This is a genomic window from Streptomyces sp. NPDC044002 (genome assembly GCF_056434525.1).
The window spans coordinates 32,281-49,874 of record NZ_JBWKEZ010000034.1; the positions used below are offsets into that span (position 1 = coordinate 32,281).

Sequence of the window (17,594 nt, forward strand, 5' to 3'; positions counted from 1 at the left end):
TCCCCCGATGTGAGCGAGGGCGACGACGAACAAATCCAAGCGTCCCGCTCCCTCCCCCCCCCCCCCCCCCCCCCCCCCCCCCCGCCCGGACGGTCAGACGGCGAGGGCCTGCTTGACCTGGGCCAGGCTCGGGTTCGTCATGACGGACTCGCTGCCGGCGGCGGACTTCACGAGCACGGTCGGGACCGTCTGGTTGCCGTTGTTGGCCTTCTCCACGAACGCCGCGGACTCCGGGTCGAGCTCGATGTTGATCTCGTTGTACGCGATGCCTTCGCGGTCCAGCTGGGTCTTCAGCCGACGGCAGTAGCCGCACCAGGTGGTGCTGTACATCGTGACGGTGCCGGTGTCCTGCATGCTCGCTCCTCTGTGGGGACTCGGTGGATCGCGGGGCCCATGATGATCCGAGGAGTCGAACGTCCCGCCCCGCCGGGCCATTCCCGCCGGGCCGCCCGGTGTGACCGATCCGACTGCCGGCTGATCCACTCCCGCCGGACCTGCGGCTCCGCCGGTGCGACCGGTACGACGGGTCCCGCGGGGCTGTGGACAAGTTTCCCGTCCGGCCCACCCGACCTGGCAGCATGGCGGGGTGACAGCAGCAACGCACTCCTCATCCGTACCGGCCGGCGGCGGCGCGCCCGACGTCGACGCCGACGCCGTGCTCCAGGGCCTGGACCCTGAGCAGCGCGAGGTCGCCACGACCCTGCGCGGCCCGGTGTGCGTGCTGGCGGGCGCCGGTACCGGCAAGACCCGCGCGATCACCCACCGCATCGCCTACGGCGTCCGCTCGGGCCAGCTGATGCCGGCCAGCGTCCTCGCCGTCACCTTCACCAACAGGGCCGCCGGCGAGATGCGCGGCCGGCTCCGCGCCCTCGGCGCGGGCGGGGTCCAGGCCCGCACCTTCCACTCCGCCGCCCTGCGCCAGCTCCAGTACTTCTGGCCCCGGGCGATCGGCGGGGAGGTGCCCCGGCTCCTGGAGCGCAAGATCCAGTTCGTGGCCGAGGCCGGCGCGCGCTGCCGCGTCCGCCTCGACCGCAACGAGCTGCGCGACGTCACCGGCGAGATCGAGTGGGCCAAGGTCACCCAGACCGTGCCCGCCGACTACCCGGCGGCCGCCCTCAAGGCGGGCCGCGAGGCCCCCCGCGACATGGCCGAGATCGCCCAGATCTACGGCACGTACGAGCAGCTCAAGCGCGACCGCGGGATGATCGACTTCGAGGACGTGCTGCTCCTGACCGTCGGCATCCTCCAGGACCGCCACGACATCGCCGAGCAGATCCGCGCCCAGTACCAGCACTTCGTGGTGGACGAGTACCAGGACGTCAGCCCGCTCCAGCAGCGCCTGCTGGAGCTGTGGCTCGGCGACCGCGACAGCCTCTGCGTCGTCGGCGACGCCAGCCAGACGATCTACTCCTTCACCGGCGCCACCCCCGACCACCTGCTGAACTTCCGCACCCGCTACCCGCAGGCCACGGTGGTCAAGCTGGTCCGCGACTACCGCTCCACCCCCCAGGTGGTCCACCTCGCCAACGGCCTGCTGAACCAGGCCCGCGGCCGGGCCGCCGAACACCGGCTGGAGCTGGTCTCCCAGCGCGAGCCCGGCCCCGACCCGGTCTACGCCGAGTACCCCGACGAGCCCGCCGAGGCCGAGGGCGTGGCCCGCCGGGTCCGCGACCTGATCGCGGCCGGGGTCCCGGCCGGCGAGATCGCCGTGCTCTACCGCATCAACGCCCAGTCCGAGGTCTACGAGCAGGCCCTCGCCGACGCCGGCGTCCCGTACCAGCTGCGCGGCGCGGAGCGCTTCTTCGAGCGCGCCGAGGTACAGAAGGCGGTCCTCGCGCTGCGCGGAGCCGCCCGCTCCGCGGGCAACGACCCGCTGCTCGACGACGTCGTCGAGCTCGGCGCCCAGGTCCGGGCCGTGCTCAGCTCCACCGGCTGGACCGCCGAGCCGCCGGCCGGCTCGGGCGCCGTGCGCGACCAGTGGGAGTCGCTGGCCGCGCTGGTCCGCCTCGCCGAGGACTTCGCCCGCTCCCGCCCCGGTGCGGGGCTGGCCGAGCTCACCGTCGAACTGGACGAACGCAGGGCCGCGCAGCACGCGCCGACCGTCCAGGGCGTCACCCTCGCCTCGCTGCACGCCGCGAAGGGCTTGGAGTGGGACGCCGTCTTCCTGGTCGGCCTCACCGACGGCATGATGCCGATCACGTACGCCAAGACCGACGACCAGGTCGAGGAGGAACGCCGGCTGCTCTACGTCGGCGTCACCCGGGCGCGGCTGCACCTGACCCTCTCCTGGGCGCTCTCCCGGGCTCCGGGCGGCCGGGCCTCCCGTCGCCCCAGCCGCTTCCTGAACGGGCTGCGGCCGGGCTCCGCGGCCCCCGCAGTCCGGCCGGGCACCCCGGCCGAGGGCGCGCCGCGCAAGCGGGGCCGCCGCGGGCCGGTGCTGTGCCGGGTCTGCGGCCGGACCCTGACCGAGGCCGGGGACATCAAGCTGATGCGCTGCGGGGACTGCCCCTCGGACATGGACGAGGGCCTCTACGAGCGGCTGCGCGAGTGGCGCGCCGTGCAGTCGAAGCTCCAGGGAATGCCCGCATACTGCGTGTTCACGGACAAAACCCTCATGGCGATCGCCGAGGCCGCTCCCTCCGAGCCGGGGGAGCTCTCGATGATCTCCGGAGTGGGGGGCCGCAAGCTCGACCGCTACGGGGCCGACGTCCTGGCCATCTGTACTGGTCAGGAGACTGACGGTGAGGATCCTGACGACGCGTAGAAACTCGTCGGAAAAATAGTTTGCACATGCCCGGCGAAGCCCCATAGGTTCTTAGCAACGGAAACGGTGGCTTCTCCGAAGCTCCGGATCCGTGCTGTACTTATCCGAATACATGGGACAGGCCCCCGGGCCGAGTCCCCGAGACGCCGAGAGGAGGCGAGACCAGTGACCAGCTTCATGACCTTCACCAAAATGACCGATCGCTCGGTCGCCGCTTCCTGCCTGCTCGGTTCCGTCTCCCTCCGGGGCACCGGTCTGTCCGCGATTGCCGCTGACAGCCCCGCCCTGCTGGCGATCCGTCCGGTCAGCGAGCGCAATGAGCGACCGACCAAGGCACTGGTGGCAGTAGCGGAAGCCCAGAAGGCGCATGGCGCCTATGGCTTCGCGGCCGCGGCCGGTGCCGGATCCAAGACGCAGCAGACGACGCAGCACCACCTGATGTGGGCCTTCCGCGGGCTCGAACCCTGGAGTGATCCAGCCTGATCGCATGATCAGGCCGGCGCCTTCAGGGCCGCGGAACCCCACCCGGGATCCGCGGCCCTTCTGTTTGTCCCCGAACGGGGATGACGGAGCGAAGGGGCCTCGGGACTGGCAAGACCAGGTACCACAGCCGCCACCCGGCCGACCGGCCGGAACGACTAGACGAACAAGACGAGGAAGAAAACACCGTGCAACTCGAAGCGCACGCCCCGTCCGTACCGCAGACCCAAACGATCTCCCCGCCCGCAGTCCCGGAGGACCACGCCTTGACCCCCCTCACCGCGCTCACCGCGCTCGACGACGCCATCGAGAACCTCGGCGTCCCCGTACCGTGCCGGACCTTCGACCCCGAGGTCTTCTTCGCCGAGTCCCCGGCGGACGTCGAGTACGCCAAGTCCCTCTGCGGCACCTGCCCGCTGGTCGAGGCCTGCCTCGCCGGCGCCAAGGAGCGCCGCGAGCCCTGGGGCGTCTGGGGCGGCGAGCTCTTCGTCCAGGGCGTGGTCGTGGCCCGCAAGCGGCCCCGTGGCCGTCCGCGCAAGAACCCGGTTGCAGCGGCATGACCGCCATCGGAACCATCGACCGCCCCCTCACGCACGACCCCTTGAAGCAGGCCCCCATGTCCCCCCACGCCACCACGAGCGAGCAGCCGCACGGCTCCGCCACCGCAGACTTCATCACCGCAGGCGCGATCACCTCGCGTCAGAACAGGACCCGCGAAATGCAACTCATCCCAGAAGCCCTGGCCCGTGCCCATATGGACGACCGCATGCGCGAGGCGGACGCCGAGCGTCACGCCCTGCGCCTGGTCGCCGCGCGGCGCATGCAGCGAAGGGCCGAGCGCGTCTCCATGCGCGCCCGGCGCGCGCTGGCCATGGCCGTCATGCACTGAGCAGGCGAGACCGGCCCGACAGGGCACGGAAGCCGCTCGAAAGCGACTCGAAGGCGACTTGAACGCCGCCGGAGCCGGCTGAACACAGCAGGCGACGGCAGCACCGGGGGGGGGGGGGGGGGGGGGGGGGGGGGGGGGGGGGGGGGGGGGGGGGGGGGGGGGGGCGGGGGGGGGGGTGGGGCGGGGTGAGTACCCCCCCCCCCCCCCCCCCCCCCCCCCCCCCCCCCCCCCCCCCCCCCCCCCCCCAAACCCCCCCCCCCCCCCCCCCCCCCCCCCCCCCCCCCCCGGTGCGTTGCGGGGCGCCGCGCGGGTCCGCGGGGATATCGTCTGGTGGTGGACCAGCCGACCCCCCAACCCACCCCGCCGGGGCCCGAGGCCCAGCCCGTCGTCTGCGCGCGCTGCGGAGCCCGCTCCCCGGAAGGCGGCCCGCCGCCCACCTGGACGTGTTCGGTGGAGAACGGGACCAGACAGTTCTTCTGCGTCGACTGCGCGCGCGCCAACCTCCGGGCGATCGAGGGCCGGCTCGACTCCTCCTGGTGGTGACGGACCCCCAGGTCAGTCCTCGGGCAGGAACCCCGGGAGCCAGGACTCCAGTTCGTCCCGCAGCCGCACCGTCGCGCCCAGCTGGCACAGCACGCCGATGGTGCTCAACGTCACCCGGTGGATCAGCAGGTAGGACGGCGGCAGGTTGATCTGCCGCCCCAACTGGTGGGCGGGGGAGCGGGGATCGGCGATCCGCGCCGCCTGCCCGCGCAGCCACGGCCGGGTGAAGGTGAACTCGTCGGCCTCGGCGGGCTCGAGCATGGGCTTGAGGTAGTCCAGCACCGCGTCCGGGTCGAGTTCGATGCTCTCCCTGACGAACCCCTCGCCGCACAGGTGCCCGTAGACCCCCTCGGCATCCCCCTCCAGGGTCATCCGCAGCGACCGGCCGATGGGCTTGGGCCAGCCGCCCGGCAGCCGGTCCACCGTGCCGAAGTCCAGTACGCCCAGCCGCATCCGGCCGTCCGCCCCCGACACCAGCCGGAAGTTGCCCGGGTGCGGATCGGCGTGCAGCAGCCCGGTGCGAGCGGGCCCGGAGAAGAGGAACCGGGCCAGCAGCTGTCCGGCACGGTCGCGCTCCTCCCGCGTCCCGTCGGCGATCACCTCGGAGAGCGGGGTGCCCTCCAGCCACTCGGTCACCAGCACCTGGTCACCCTGGAACACGACGTCCGGGACGAGGACGTCCTCGTCGGCGTCGAAGGCGTCGGCGTGGGTGCGCTGCGCCTCGGCCTCCAGCTCGTAGTCCAGCTCCTCCGCGACCCGGTCGCGCAACTCGGTGATCAGCGGCTTGAGGTCCATGCCCGGGACCAGCGGCCCCAGCAGGCCCGCGAACCGGCCCAGCTGCTTGAGGTCCGACAGCAGCGCCTCCCCGGCCCCCGGGTACTGGACCTTGACCGCCACCTGCCGCCCGTCGTGCCACACCGCCCGGTGCACCTGTCCGATCGAGGCGGCCGCGGCCGGCTTGTCCTCGAACTCCTCGAACAGCTCCCGCCAGTCCTCGCCGAGCCGCTCCGCCAGCACCTCGTGCACCCGCGCCGCCGGCAGCGGCGGGGCCGCCTCCTGAAGCTTCGTCAGCGCCGCCCGGTAGGGCCCGGCGACCTCCTCGGGAAGCGCCGACTCGAACACCGAGAGGGCCTGCCCGAACTTCATCGCGCCGCCCTTCAGCTCCCCGAGCGTGCGGAACAGCTGCTCGGCGGTGCGCTGCTGGAGCTCGCGGGCCACGATCTCGGCCGACTTCCCGCCGATCCGCTTGCCCAGCCCCCAGGTGGCCCGGCCCGCGATGCCGAGCGGGAGCGCGGCCAGCTTGACGGTGCGCGTGACCGCCTTCCGGGGAAGATCGGACATGAGCCCCTCCAGTTTCCGGACTGCTGCGCCGCGAGCGGCGGTTCGGGGCGCGGCTCGGCCCCCGTCGCATCCTGCCATGGCCCCCCGACCCCCCGGACCGGGGCACCCGCCCCCGCTCCGGCGGGAGTCCGGCGGCTCACGACCGCACCGCCGCGCCCGCCGCCGGGCCGGACGCCGCCCCCGGGTCGGCCGCAGCCCCGGGCTCGGCCGCCGCCCCAGGGTCCGCGGCCGCGCAGGGGCAGTCCGGGTGCGGGCGCAGCGCGGTGCGCTGCCAGTGCAGCCCGGGCAGGGCGGCCTCCCACCGGGCGGCCGTCGAAGCGGGCAGCTGCCCGTCGAGGAAGGCCAGGGCGTGCGCCGCGGCCAGGCCGGCCACCGCCGTGGACAGCCCCAGGTCGCAGGCCCCCGCCCCGCGCCGGCGGTGTGCCGAGCGCCACTGGACCAGCATCCGGGGCCACGCCGGGTCCCGGTCGACGCGGTCGCGCTCCATGCACCCCGCGCAGGCGGTGGACCCGGGCAGCACCAGGGGCCCGACCAGCCCCGTCCCCTCCAGCACCCCCGCGTACAGGTGCGGGGTGCCCGACGCCACCCAGTCGGCGGCCGTCGCCGGATCGGGGGCCCACGCCTGGAGGCCGTCCCGGGGCGCGAGGACCACCAGCGCCGGCTCCGGCCCCGGGCCCCCGGGATCGCCCGCCCCCGGAGCCCGCCCCGGTGCTGCCGCACGCACCAGCGCCCCCGCCGCCTCGGCCCGAGGCCGGCCCACGCTCCCCGGATCCAGCCCGCCCGGAGCCACGTCGGCGGCCTCCACCCGGCCTCCGTCGAGCACGTCGACCCGGCCCACCCCGGCCCCCGCCAGCACGGCGGCGATCACCGCCCCCACCCGGCCGCTCCCGCGCACCTGGACCCGTAACGCCCTGCGCGCCGCGACCCCTCGCAGGTCACCGCCCGGCTCCCGGTGCACCAGCGAGAGCGAGCCCAGGTCGGGCCCCAGCCGCTCCAGCACCTCCGGCCTCCTCCGCACGGCCTGCGCCCGCGGCCCCCCGGCGGTGAGGTCGTCGAGCAGCCCGGCCCCGGCGAGGTGCCGGACCAGCCCGTCGACCTGCCCCTCCGGCAGTCCCATCCCGGCGCCCTCGGCCCGCAGCAGTTCCATGCCCCGCGTGCCGTCGATCCGGTCGATCAGCGACCCCGTCGCCGTGTCCAGTGGTCCGAGCACCACCGCGTGGGCGGGCGTCACCCCGAACTGGACCGTCTGCAGGTCCCGCCACGCCCGCGCCAGCGCCGGCTTCACCTTCGGATACATCACGGCCTCCCCGTCCCGATGGACTTCCCCTGTCTTCCGCCACCATGCCCGGCCGCCGGCCGGGGTGCGGAGATTCGTCCACAGGCAAGGGGTATTGGTCATATGGGATGAGGAATGGCCGTGTTTGCGGCCTCCTGGTGAACCGATCACGTTCCGAACCCCGGACGCGCGGGATTTCCGCCACGGCTACCGGGTACCGTCGTTGCGTGCCAGCCGCCGACCCGCCACAGCGCGCCGTCGAAGTACGCCGGAGCGCGCGCCGCCGCAGGACCGTGTCCGCCTACCGCGAGGGCGAGCGGACGGTCGTCCTGATCCCCGCCCGGATGTCCGAGGCCGAGGAGCGGCGCTGGGTGGGCGTCATGCTCGACAAGCTCGCCGCCCAGGAGAGCAAGCGCACCCTCGGCGACGCGGAACTGATCGCGCGCGCCGAGCGTCTGTCCGAGCAGTACTTCGGCGGCCGTGCGCGTCCGCTCTCGGTCCGCTGGGTCACCAACCAGAACACCCGGTGGGGCTCCTGCACCCCCGCGGAGGGCAGCATCCGGCTGTCCCACCGCATCCAGGGGATGCCGGAGTACGTCGTCGACTACGTGCTGCTCCACGAGCTGGCGCACCTCCTGGTGCCCGGCCACGGCCCCCGTTTCTGGGAGCTGCTGGAGGCCTATCCGAAGACCGAGCGGGCCCGCGGGTTCCTCGAAGGAGTGGCCGCGGCGGAGCGGATGCCCAGGGTCCCGGCCGCCCGCGGCGAGTGACGTCCCGTCACGGAGGACGGGCGCGCACCGGGCCGGGAACGGCCCGGAACCGGGTCGGTACCGGCTTGGCCGGATGTCGGCAGGAGCCGTTAGCCTGAGCGGCACACATCGAGCAGTCGAAGTCGGGATGGGGGACGGTCGGACACATGGCCAGGGAATTCCAACGCGGCCACAAGGCCAAGATCAGTGATCTGACGGCGGGCACCGATCTGTACGTGGGCGTCCAGATCGCCGGCCCCGGGCTCGCCTTCGACATCAGCTGCTTCGGCCTCGACGCCGACGAGCGCCTGTCGGACGACCGCTACTTCGTCTTCTACAACCAGCCGAAGTCGCCCGAGGAGTCCATCCAGCAGCTCGGCGCACAGGCCGGGGACACCGAGTCCTTCCGGGTGACCCTCGACCACGTGCCCGCCTCCATCCACAAGCTGTCCTTCAGCGCCACCCTCGACGGCGCCGGCCAGATGTCGCAGATCGGCCCCGGCTACATCCGGATCGTGGCCGGCGGCGAGGAAGTCGTCCGGTACTCCTTCACCGGCTCCGAGTTCAGCACCGAACGCGCCCTGATGATCGGCGACTTCTACCGCAAGGACGTGTGGCGCTTCGCCGCCGTCGGCCAGGGCTTCGACGGCGGCCTCGCCGCACTGCTGGAGCACTTCGGCGGCGAGGTCGCCGAGGACGAGCCGCAGCCCGAGCCGCAGGCCCCGGCCCAGCCGCAGGCCGCCGCCCCCGCGTTCGCACCGCCCCCGCAGGCCGCCGCCCCGGCCCCGTCCTTCGGCGCCCCGGTGCAGCAGCAGCCGCCCGCTCCGGCGCCCGCCCCCGCGCCGTACGCCCCGCCGCAGCAGCCCCAGCAGCAGCCCCCCGCCCCGCAGCCCCCCGCCCCGCAGCCCCCGGCGCCCGCGCCCGTGCACTCGGCCCCGACCATGGTCGGCCCGATCGGCACGCCCCAGGCCCCGTACGGCCAGCCGCCCCACCCGCCGCAGCAGCCCGGCCCGCCCTCGTACGGCCAGCAGCCGCAGCACTCCTACGGCGCGCAGGTCCCGCCGCCGGCCCCCGCCCCCGCGCCCTACGGCCAGCAGCCGCAGCAGCAGTCGTACGGCCAGGTCCCCGGCCAGCCGCCCGCCCCGCAGGCCCCCTACGGCCAGCAGGCCCCGTACGGCCAGCAGCCCCCGGCCCCCTACGGCCAGGCCCCGCAGGCCGCCGCCCCCGGAGCCGGCCTCGCCCTCGCCCTCCAGCCGTACAAGGAAGCCCCCACCGGCGCCCGCTGGACCCCGCAGAACCAGCAGCTCATGCGGGTCGACCTGTCGATGGGCGGCCAGGCCGTCCTCGCCCGCCAGGGCAGCATGGTCCTCTACCAGGGCAAGGTCGACTTCAGCTACAAGGGCGCGGGCTTCGCCGGCCGCATCGTCGGCAACGCCACCGGCCAGGAGATGCAGCTGATGCGCTGCACCGGCCGCGGCCAGGTCTTCCTCGCCGAGAACGGCGCCCACCTGCACGCCATCGAGCTCCAGGGCGACGGCATCTGCGTCTCCGCCGAGAGCGTCCTCGCCTTCGACGAGTCCCTCCAGCACGAGGTCCGCCGCATCGAAGGCCACGGCATCCCCGGCGGCGCCCTGTTCACCATGCTGTTCCAGGGCACCGGCACGGTCATCGTCAAGACGCACGGCGTGCCCGTCGTCCTGCCGGTCACCCCCACCACCTTCGCCGACAGCAACGCCATCGTCGCCTGGTCGGCCGCCTCACAGGTGATCATTTCCAGCCAGGTCCGGCTGCGCCGCAACGCCTACCCGGGCCACAGCGGGGAGACCGTGAACCTCCAGTTCCGCGGCGCCCCCGGCAACTTCATCGTCGTCCAGCCGTACGAGGTCTGAGGGAGCCCCACATGAACGCCATGAACGCCATGAACCAGCAGCTCGCGGGCTACGCCCCGACCCCCGTCACGGCCCGCATGGAGAACCACGGCCGCGCCATGCTCAAGGTCGCCATGCAGAGCGGCCAGGACCTCTTCGCGCGCACCGGCTCGATGGTCGCCTACGAGGGCTTCGTCCAGTACGAGCCCAACCCGCCCGCCGTCCGCCAGATGGCCTCCCAGTGGCTGACCGGCGAGGGCGCGCCCCTGATGAAGTGCACCGGCGACGGCCTGCTCTACCTCGCCGACTACGGCGCGGACGTCGTCTGCATCAACCTCAACAACGACGCCCTCTCCGTCAACGGCACCAACCTCCTCGCCTTCGACGCCCACCTCCAGTGGGGCGTCGAGCGGGTCAAGGGCATGGCGAAGTTCGCCGGCCAGGGCCTGTTCAACGTCCAGGTGGCCGGCACCGGCTGGGTCGCCATCACCTCCCGCGGCACCCCGATCGTGGTCGACTGCGGCCGCGGCGACGACGAGACGTACGTCGACCCGGACGCGCTCGTCGCCTGGTCCCCCAACCTCAAGGTCAAGGGGAAGCGCAGCTTCAAGGCCTCGTCGATGATCGGCCGGGGCAGCGGGGAGGCCTACCAGATGGCCTTCTCCGGCCAGGGCATCGTCGTCGTACAGCCCAGCGAGGACAGCACCGACCGGCTCCGGACCCGGGGCTGAGGGGGAGCGGACACACCATGCAGAGCTCACTTTTCGGCCACGCCGAGCAGCAGTCCCAGGACCGCTACACCGTCCAGAACCCCCAGCTCCTGAGGGTCACCCTGAACGGCTCCGACGACATTCTCGCCCGCAAGGGCTCGATGGTCGCCTACCAGGGCATCGTCGACTTCGACGGCGAGTACCAGAGCAGCAACCAGCGGGGCGCCCGCCGCCGCACCGGCGAGGGCCTCGACCTGATGCGCTGCTCCGGCCAGGGCACCGTCTACTTCGCCAACCTCGCCCAGTACGTCCACGTCGTCGACGTGGACCACGACGGCCTCACCGTCGACAGCGGCTACGTCCTCGCCATGGACTCCACCCTGCACTCCGAGGTCATCGCCGTCGACAGCCAGTACGGGATCTCCGGCTCCGGCAAGTACCAGCTCAACATCTCCGGCCGCGGCAAGGTCGCCCTCATGACCTCCGGCCAGCCGCTGATGATGCAGGTCACCCCCGACAAGTACGTCAACGCCGACGCCGACGCCATCGTCGCCTGGTCCACCTCGCTGCGCGTGCAGATGCAGGCCCAGACGCACTCCACCGGCGTGTGGCGGCGCCGCGGCAACACCGGCGAGGGCTGGGAGCTCAGCTTCCTCGGCACCGGCTTCGCCCTGGTGCAGCCCAGCGAGGTGCTGCCCCCGCAGAACGCCCAGCTCGGACAGGGCGTCGCCGCCCAGTACGGAGTGGGCCAGCACGGCGCGCACGCCCAGAACCAGAACAACGCCTGGAACTGACGGGCACCGGCGCACGGCGAAGGGGCGGACCCGCACGGGCCCGCCCCTTCAGCGTCACCTCAGCTCACGCGCCCAGCCGCGCCCGCGTGGCCTCCAGCAGCCGCACCACCGAGGTGTCGGCGACCGCCGCCACCTCCGCGTACGGGAACCAGCGCAGGTCCAGCGACTCGTCGCTGATCTCCGCCTCCACACCGGCCGGGGCCAGCACCGCGTACTGCACGTCCAGGTGCCAGTTGCACGGCGCCGGGATCGGATGCCGGTCCAGGCGCACCGGCCCGCCCGCCACCAGCGTCAGCCCCGAGCCGATGCCCGACTCCTCCACGGCCTCGCGCATCGCCGCACCGGCCAGGGTGGTGTCACCGGGCTCGCAGTGCCCGCCCATCTGGAGCCACATGCCGAGCTTCTTGTGCAGGGTCAGCAGCACCCGGCCGCCGGCGGGGTCGATCACCAGCGCGCTGCCCGTGACGTGCCCGGCCGTGCAGGGCTTGTACATCCCCTCCGGGTGGGCGGCCAGGTGGTCCAGGTAGACCCCGCGCAGCTCTTCCTGCTGGGCGTCCGGGCCCTCGTACTCCTTCAGGACCCGGACCGCGTCGTCGTACAGGCTCACTTCTTGTCGTCGCCCTCTTCGTCACGCTGCTGGGCGGCCTCGCCGAGCATCTTGTCGATCTCCGAGAAGTCCAGCTGCTCGCGGTGCACGAACCCGTCCGGGTCGTCCAGGTCGGAAGCCGTCGGCAGCATGTCCGGGTGCTCCCACAGCCCGTCCCGGCCGTCCACGCCGCGCGCGTCCGTGAGCGAGGCCCACAGCCGCGAGGCGTCCCGCAGCCGCCGCGGACGCAGCTCCAGCCCGATCAGCGTCGCGAAGGTCTGCTCCGCCGGACCACCCGAGGCGCGCCGCCGGCGCATCGTCTCGCGCATGGCGTCCGCCGAGGTCAGGCGGGGCTTCGCCGCCTCGTGCACGACCGCGTCCACCCAGCCCTCGACCAGCGCGAGCGCCGTCTCCAGGCGGGCCAGGGCGGCCTTCTGCTCCGGGGTGTCCTGCGGCTGGAACATACCGCCCTGCAGCGCCTCCTGGAGCTGCTCCGGGTTCGACGGGTCGAGCTGGCCGACCACGTCCTCCAGCTTCGAGGTGTCCACCTTGATGCCCCGGGCGTAGCCCTCGACCGCACCGAACAGGTGCGAGCGCAGCCACGGCACGTGCGCGAACAGGCGGGCGTGCGCGGCCTCGCGCAGCGCCAGGTACAGCCGCACCTCGTCCGAGGGGACGCTCAGGTCCTTGCCGAAGGCCTCGATGTTCAGCGGCAGCAGCGCCGCCCGCCCGGCCGGGCCCAGCGGCAGCCCGATGTCCGTCGAGCCGACGACCTCGCCCGCGAGCGTGCCCACGGCCTGGCCGATCTGCTGGCCGAACATGGCCCCGCCCATGGAGCGCATCATCCCGAGCAGCGGGCCGGCCATGGCCTGCATCTCTTCGGGCAGGACGCTGCCCATGGCCGCGCCGACGCGCTCGGCGACCGGGTCCACCAGCTCCTTCCACACCGGGAGGGTCGCCTCGACCCACTCGGCGCGGCTCCACGCGACGGCCGCGTTGGCACCCGACGGCAGGGAGGTCACGCCGTCGAGCCACAGGTCGGCCAGGCGCACGGCCTCCTCGACCGCGGACTTCTCCGCGATGCCGACGCTCGCGTCCTTGACCCCGTCCGCGGTGCCCTGCGCGACGGTCTGGCGGGCGATGTCCTTGGCCATGTCCCAGTTCACGGGACCGCCCTCGTAGCTCAGCATCTGGCCGAGCTGCTGGAAGGCGGCACCGAGGTCGTTCGGGTTCATCGAGCCGAACATCGCGGCGAACGGATTCTCCGCACCGCCGGGGAAGCCGCCGGGGAGGCCGCCCGGGCCGAACCCGAACGGATTGGCGGGACCTCCCTGGCCGCCCTTCTTGCCTTTGTCGCCGTCCTCCGGCTCCTCCGGCGGAAGGCCGAATCCGAATGGGGTGTCGCTCACGGGTTTCCTCGGCTCGTAGGGCCGCCGGCGGGTGCCGACGGGCGATGGTCCGACAACACCACCCAGCCTAGACACCACTCCCGCTTCCGGGCTCGGTGCTCCGCCGGGTCCTGGGCTGCGGCAGGATGGACATCACCTGGTGGGTACGCGTCACAGCGCGTCCCCACTGAAGACAACCGCTGGAGACGCCCGGTGAGTTCCCCAGATCCGCAGGCTCGCGCGCCGCACGACGCCGAAAAACGCCCTGAGCACGACGACAGCGCCCCCGGCGTTCGCCAGCCGCGAAACCAGGCCGGTCCGCGCCGCCCGAGCCCCGTGATCGCGGTGACCGGAGCCGCTTCGGGGGTCGGCGCCGCGCTGGTGAGCCGCCTCGTCGAATCCGACGAGGTCAAGCAGGTCGTGGCCATCGACGAGCGGCGCGGGGACTGCGCCGCCGCCCAGTGGCACGTCCTGGACGTCCGGGACCCCGCCATCGCCGAGAAGCTGCGCGGCGCGGACGTCGTCGTCCACCTCGCGCTCGACCTCGACCTGGAGACGGACCCGGCGGCCCGCACCGCCTACAACGTGCGCGGCACCCAGACCGTGCTGACCGCCGCCGCCGCGGCCGGCGTGCACCGGGTCGTGCTGTGTACCTCGGCGATGGTCTACGGGGCCCTGCCGGACAACGACATCCCGCTCTCGGAGGACTCCGAGCTGCGCGCCACCGCCGAGGCCACCGGCGTCGGCGACCTGCTGGAGATCGAGCGCCTGGGCCGCCGCGCCCCCCGCGCCCACCCCGGGCTGAACGTGACCGTCGTCCGCCCCGCGGTCCTGGTCGGCGGCACGGACACCGCCCTCACCCGCTATTTCGAGTCCCCGCGCCTGCTCGTCGTCGCCGGATCCCGGCCCACCTGGCAGTTCTGCCACGTCGAGGACCTGGTCAGCGCCCTGGAGTACGCCGCCCTGGAGAAGGCCGAGGGCGAGCTCGCCGTCGGCTGCGAGGGCTGGCTGGAGCAGGAGGAGGTCGAGGAGCTCAGCGGGATCCGCCGCATGGAGCTGCCCTCCGCCGTCGCGCTCGGCGCCGCGGCCCGGCTCCACCGGATCGGCCTGACCCCGTCCCCGGCCGGGGACCTCGCGTACACCATGCACCCGTGGGTGGTCAGCGTCAGCGGGCTGCACGCGGCCGGCTGGCGGCCCCGCTGGACCAACGAGGAGGTGCTGGCCGAGCTGCTCCAGGAGGTCGCGGGCCGGCACACCGTCGCGGGCCGCCGCCTCGGCCGCAAGGACGCCGCCACGGCCGCCGGTGCCGCGGGCGCGACGGTCGCCCTGCTCGGCGCCGCCGCCGCCGTACGCCGCGCCCGGCGCCGCCGCGGGCTCTGACCTGCGGGACACGGCCCCGGACCGGCCCGGTCCGGGGCGGGGCCGGTCTCCTGTAGGAGGCTCCCAACCGACGCGCCGCGCCCCGGGCGAAACGGCTATTCCACCGGGTCGGCGGCTAGGGCACGATGGGGAACATGGCACCGCACTTCGACCACCCCGGCGAGCAGGCCGCTCAGGACCCCATCCGGCTGCTCGAGATCCGTGAGACCCCGCTCTCCATCGACGAGGTCTTCAAGGCCGTCGGCGACGACGCCACCGGAGGCACCACCCTCTTCGTCGGGACGGTGCGCAACCACGACGGCGGAGCCGACGTCGACTCGCTCGGCTACTCCTGCCACCCGACGGCGGAGGCCGAGATGCGCCGCGTCGCGGACCGCGTCGTGGCGAAGTACCCGGTCCGCGCCCTGGCCGCCGTGCACCGCATCGGCGACCTCGCCGTGGGAGACCTGGCCGTGATCGTCGCCGTCTCCTGCCCGCACCGCGGCGAGGCCTTCGAGGCCTGCCGGATGCTGATCGACGACCTCAAGCACGAGGTCCCGATCTGGAAGCACCAGACCTTCTCCGACGGCACCGAGGAGTGGGTCGGCGCCTGCTGAGGCCCGCCGGTACGGGGGCCGGGCGCGGGGTCCTCACGGGCGGGCGGTAGCCTCACCCCCGTTCGGCCGCGCAACACGCCCTCGATTTGCGTAACCCCCCTCCGGGCACGAGCGTTGAAGCCACAACGACACGCACTTTCGGGGCAGGGAGGCACGTTCATGGCATCACTGGCGTGGTTGCTGATTCCGCTGTTCGCCGCGATCGGAGCGGCGATATGGGGCAGCTGGGCGGCCCGCGACCGCACCCAGGGCGACATATCCGAACTGGCCGGTTACGCCAGGTTCCGCGAGGCCATGGACCGGGCCGACCGGGCGAGGACGAACGAAAAGGCGCACTCCGGTTCCGACGCTGTCTGACGCGTCCCGGAAGTGCCCTCCCCGCCCCCGCAGGCCCCTTCGGGAACGTGCCGGACGGGCTCCGACCGGGCTCCGACCGGGCTCCGACCGGGCCCTGGCTGAGAATCCGGTGAGAGTTCCGCCCGCGGGCCCCGTACGGACCGGCCCCACGGGCCGCCCGGCAGGGCCGTCCCGTACTGTCGATCCATGCCACGCCGCACCGCGACGATGCTCGCTTCCTTCCTCGTGCTGTTCGCGCTGCTCTGCGCGGGCGTCTTCATCAAGGTCCCGTACTCCGAGATGAGCCCGGGCCCGACCGTGAACACGCTGGGCGACTCGCGCGGTGAGCCGGTGCTGAGCATCTCGGGGCACCAGACGTACCCGACCAGCGGCCACCTCAACATGACCACGGTCCGCGTCACCGGCGCCGACTACGACATGAACCTGCTGGAAGCGGTCTACGGCTGGGTGGCCGGCGACAACATCGTCGTACCGCACGAGAACCTCTACCCGAACGGCAAGACGGACAAGGAATCGACGCAGGAGAACGCCGAGGAGTTCAGCCAGTCGCAGGAGAGCGCCAAGGTGGCCGCCCTCAAGCAGCTCGGCATCCCGGTCAGCGCCCGCGTCGTCGTCTCCACCGTCGTCAAGGGCAGCCCCTCCGAGGGCCGGCTGCACGCCGGGGACGTGGTCAAGGCGGTGGACGGCACCCCCGTCACCGTCCCCGGGGACGTCGCCAAGCTCGTGACCAAGCACAAGCCCGGCGAGCCCGTCGAGTTCACCATCGTGCCCGCCGCCGAGGCGGCCGAGGCCGAGAAGGCGAACCGCGAGCCCACCGGCAGCGCGAAGGTCACCATCACCGCGGGCAAGGCGGAGGACGACGGCCACGCCATCGTCGGCATCCGGGCCGGGACCGACCACACCTTCCCGTTCCCGATCGACATCAAGCTCGCCGACGTCGGCGGCCCGAGCGCCGGCCTGATGTTCGCCCTCGGCATCGTCGACAAGCTCACCCCCGAGAACCTCACGGGCGGCAAGTTCATCGCGGGCACCGGCACCATCGACGACGAGGGCAAGGTCGGCCCCATCGGCGGCATCCAGATGAAGACCATCGGCGCCCGCAAGGCCGGGGCCGAGTACTTCCTGACCCCGGCCGAGAACTGCGTGTCGGCGGCCCAGCACACCCCCGAGGGCCTGACCCTGGTGAAGGTGTCCACCATCGGGGACGCCACCAAGGCACTGGAGAAGATCGGCAAGGGGGACACGGCCGGACTGCCGAAGTGCACCGCGTCCTGACCGCGCCCCTCCCCCTAGGACTCAGGCGAACGTAGCCGCCAGCGCGTCGGCCAGGCCCGGCACGAGGCTCGCGCCGGTCAGCACCTCGCTGGAGGAGTCCTTCTCCCGCAGCCGTACGGCGGACTCCCGCGAGCCGTCGCGCAGCACGCCCACCGTGAGGCGCACCTCCTGCCGCTCGGGGTGGCCCGCGACCCACTTGGTCAGCTGCTTGTCGTTCAGCCCCTCCGGCACGGCGGCCTCCGCGGACGGCGGCAGCATCAGCCGCTCCACCGTCAGCGCGCAGCCGACGACCGCGTCGGGCCAGGCGATGGTGCCCAGGAACTTGTCCAGCGGGGTCCCGGCCGGCACCTCGTCCTGCTCGATCGGAGTGAGCTGGCTCTTGCCGGCGTCGTCCTGGTCCAGGCCGAGCTGCCCGGCGAGGCGGGGCTCCTGCCGGCGCAGGCGGGCCGTGTCGACCAGGGCGAAGAGGCGGGCCGGCTTGTCCCAGCCGAGGGTGGAGGCGTACTCGTCGATCTCGAGGACGGCGCGGGTCAGCGGACTGGCCGCCATGGGGGTGCCGGGGGAGGGCGAAAGGTTGGACATGGACAACATCCTGCCT

Annotated in this window: 19 protein-coding genes; 13 read left to right on the forward strand and 6 right to left on the reverse strand. The window is 73.3% G+C overall.

The genetic code is table 11. The features are described 5' to 3' along the window. Positions 1-93: 93 nt before the first annotated feature. On the reverse strand, positions 94-354 hold the full coding sequence (locus AC07A6_RS24075) for a mycoredoxin (protein WP_007266404.1): 261 nt from the start codon (positions 352-354) through the stop codon (positions 94-96). A 154-nt stretch (positions 355-508) separates the two neighbouring features. Here AC07A6_RS24075 and AC07A6_RS24080 point away from each other — a divergent pair, with 154 nt between their 5' ends. The 5 genes from AC07A6_RS24080 (at position 509) to AC07A6_RS24100 (ending at position 4,676) form a co-directional block, all read left to right on the forward strand. Continuing rightward, complete coding sequence (locus AC07A6_RS24080; protein ID WP_478778471.1) at positions 509-2,764, forward strand: ATP-dependent DNA helicase UvrD2; 2,256 nt, start codon at positions 509-511, stop codon at positions 2,762-2,764. Positions 2,765-2,941: 177 nt separating this feature from the next. Further along, a complete protein-coding gene (locus AC07A6_RS24085) occupies positions 2,942-3,247 on the forward strand; it encodes a hypothetical protein (protein WP_362465987.1) in 306 nt (101 codons plus the stop codon). A 185-nt stretch (positions 3,248-3,432) separates the two neighbouring features. Then, entirely contained in the window at positions 3,433-3,804 is a 372-nt protein-coding gene (locus AC07A6_RS24090; RefSeq protein WP_007266407.1) for a WhiB family transcriptional regulator, read from the forward strand. Then, complete coding sequence (locus AC07A6_RS24095) at positions 3,801-4,133, forward strand: hypothetical protein (RefSeq protein WP_125818092.1); 333 nt, start codon at positions 3,801-3,803, stop codon at positions 4,131-4,133. Before AC07A6_RS24090 ends, AC07A6_RS24095 begins: the two co-directional genes overlap by 4 nt. A gap of 333 nt (positions 4,134-4,466) precedes the next feature. Then, complete coding sequence (locus AC07A6_RS24100; protein ID WP_362465875.1) at positions 4,467-4,676, forward strand: ADP-ribosylation factor GTPase-activating family protein; 210 nt, start codon at positions 4,467-4,469, stop codon at positions 4,674-4,676. 12 nt (positions 4,677-4,688) lie between these two features. On the opposite strand, the gene AC07A6_RS24105 is transcribed toward AC07A6_RS24100, so the two are convergent. Then, positions 4,689-6,017: an ABC1 kinase family protein gene (locus tag AC07A6_RS24105; protein ID WP_362465878.1), complete on the reverse strand. Its 1,329-nt coding sequence runs from the start codon at positions 6,015-6,017 to the stop codon at positions 4,689-4,691. Positions 6,018-6,153: 136 nt separating this feature from the next. After that, on the reverse strand, positions 6,154-7,314 hold the full coding sequence (locus AC07A6_RS24110) for a ThiF family adenylyltransferase (RefSeq protein WP_478778472.1): 1,161 nt from the start codon (positions 7,312-7,314) through the stop codon (positions 6,154-6,156). 206 nt (positions 7,315-7,520) lie between these two features. On the opposite strand from AC07A6_RS24110, the gene AC07A6_RS24115 reads away from it, so the two are divergent. The 4 genes from AC07A6_RS24115 to AC07A6_RS24130 all read left to right on the forward strand — a co-directional run bounded on the left by AC07A6_RS24115 (position 7,521) and on the right by AC07A6_RS24130 (position 11,414). Continuing rightward, on the forward strand, positions 7,521-8,063 hold the full coding sequence (locus tag AC07A6_RS24115; protein ID WP_362465884.1) for a M48 metallopeptidase family protein: 543 nt from the start codon (positions 7,521-7,523) through the stop codon (positions 8,061-8,063). Positions 8,064-8,209: 146 nt separating this feature from the next. Then, positions 8,210-9,931 (forward strand): TerD family protein, encoded by a 1,722-nt coding sequence (locus AC07A6_RS24120; RefSeq protein WP_478778473.1) that lies wholly within the window; start codon positions 8,210-8,212, stop codon positions 9,929-9,931. 29 nt (positions 9,932-9,960) lie between these two features. Then, positions 9,961-10,641: an AIM24 family protein gene (locus AC07A6_RS24125; RefSeq protein ID WP_125594309.1), complete on the forward strand. Its 681-nt coding sequence runs from the start codon at positions 9,961-9,963 to the stop codon at positions 10,639-10,641. A 17-nt stretch (positions 10,642-10,658) separates the two neighbouring features. Next, positions 10,659-11,414 carry an AIM24 family protein gene (locus AC07A6_RS24130; RefSeq protein ID WP_362465889.1) on the forward strand — a complete coding sequence of 252 codons (756 nt, stop codon included), beginning with the start codon at positions 10,659-10,661 and terminating at the stop codon, positions 11,412-11,414. A 64-nt stretch (positions 11,415-11,478) separates the two neighbouring features. Here the strand turns inward: AC07A6_RS24130 and AC07A6_RS24135 are convergent, their stop codons facing one another. Then, positions 11,479-12,021 carry an NUDIX hydrolase gene (locus AC07A6_RS24135; protein ID WP_362465892.1) on the reverse strand — a complete coding sequence of 181 codons (543 nt, stop codon included), beginning with the start codon at positions 12,019-12,021 and terminating at the stop codon, positions 11,479-11,481. Further along, a complete protein-coding gene (locus AC07A6_RS24140) occupies positions 12,018-13,409 on the reverse strand; it encodes a zinc-dependent metalloprotease (RefSeq protein ID WP_478778474.1) in 1,392 nt (463 codons plus the stop codon). Before AC07A6_RS24140 ends, AC07A6_RS24135 begins: the two co-directional genes overlap by 4 nt. Positions 13,410-13,601: 192 nt before the next feature. Here AC07A6_RS24140 and AC07A6_RS24145 point away from each other — a divergent pair, with 192 nt between their 5' ends. From AC07A6_RS24145 to AC07A6_RS24160, 4 genes are all read left to right on the forward strand, one after another. Beyond that, a complete protein-coding gene (locus AC07A6_RS24145) occupies positions 13,602-14,768 on the forward strand; it encodes an SDR family oxidoreductase (protein ID WP_478778475.1) in 1,167 nt (388 codons plus the stop codon). A gap of 134 nt (positions 14,769-14,902) precedes the next feature. Beyond that, on the forward strand, positions 14,903-15,364 hold the full coding sequence (locus AC07A6_RS24150) for a molybdenum cofactor biosynthesis protein MoaE (protein ID WP_362465898.1): 462 nt from the start codon (positions 14,903-14,905) through the stop codon (positions 15,362-15,364). Positions 15,365-15,523: 159 nt separating this feature from the next. After that, entirely contained in the window at positions 15,524-15,721 is a 198-nt protein-coding gene (locus AC07A6_RS24155; protein WP_362465900.1) for a hypothetical protein, read from the forward strand. A gap of 186 nt (positions 15,722-15,907) precedes the next feature. Next, a complete protein-coding gene (locus tag AC07A6_RS24160; protein ID WP_478778476.1) occupies positions 15,908-16,996 on the forward strand; it encodes a YlbL family protein in 1,089 nt (362 codons plus the stop codon). A 21-nt stretch (positions 16,997-17,017) separates the two neighbouring features. Here the strand turns inward: AC07A6_RS24160 and AC07A6_RS24165 are convergent, their stop codons facing one another. Beyond that, positions 17,018-17,587: a PPA1309 family protein gene (locus AC07A6_RS24165; protein WP_362465906.1), complete on the reverse strand. Its 570-nt coding sequence runs from the start codon at positions 17,585-17,587 to the stop codon at positions 17,018-17,020. Between the last annotated feature and the right edge of the window lie 7 nt (positions 17,588-17,594).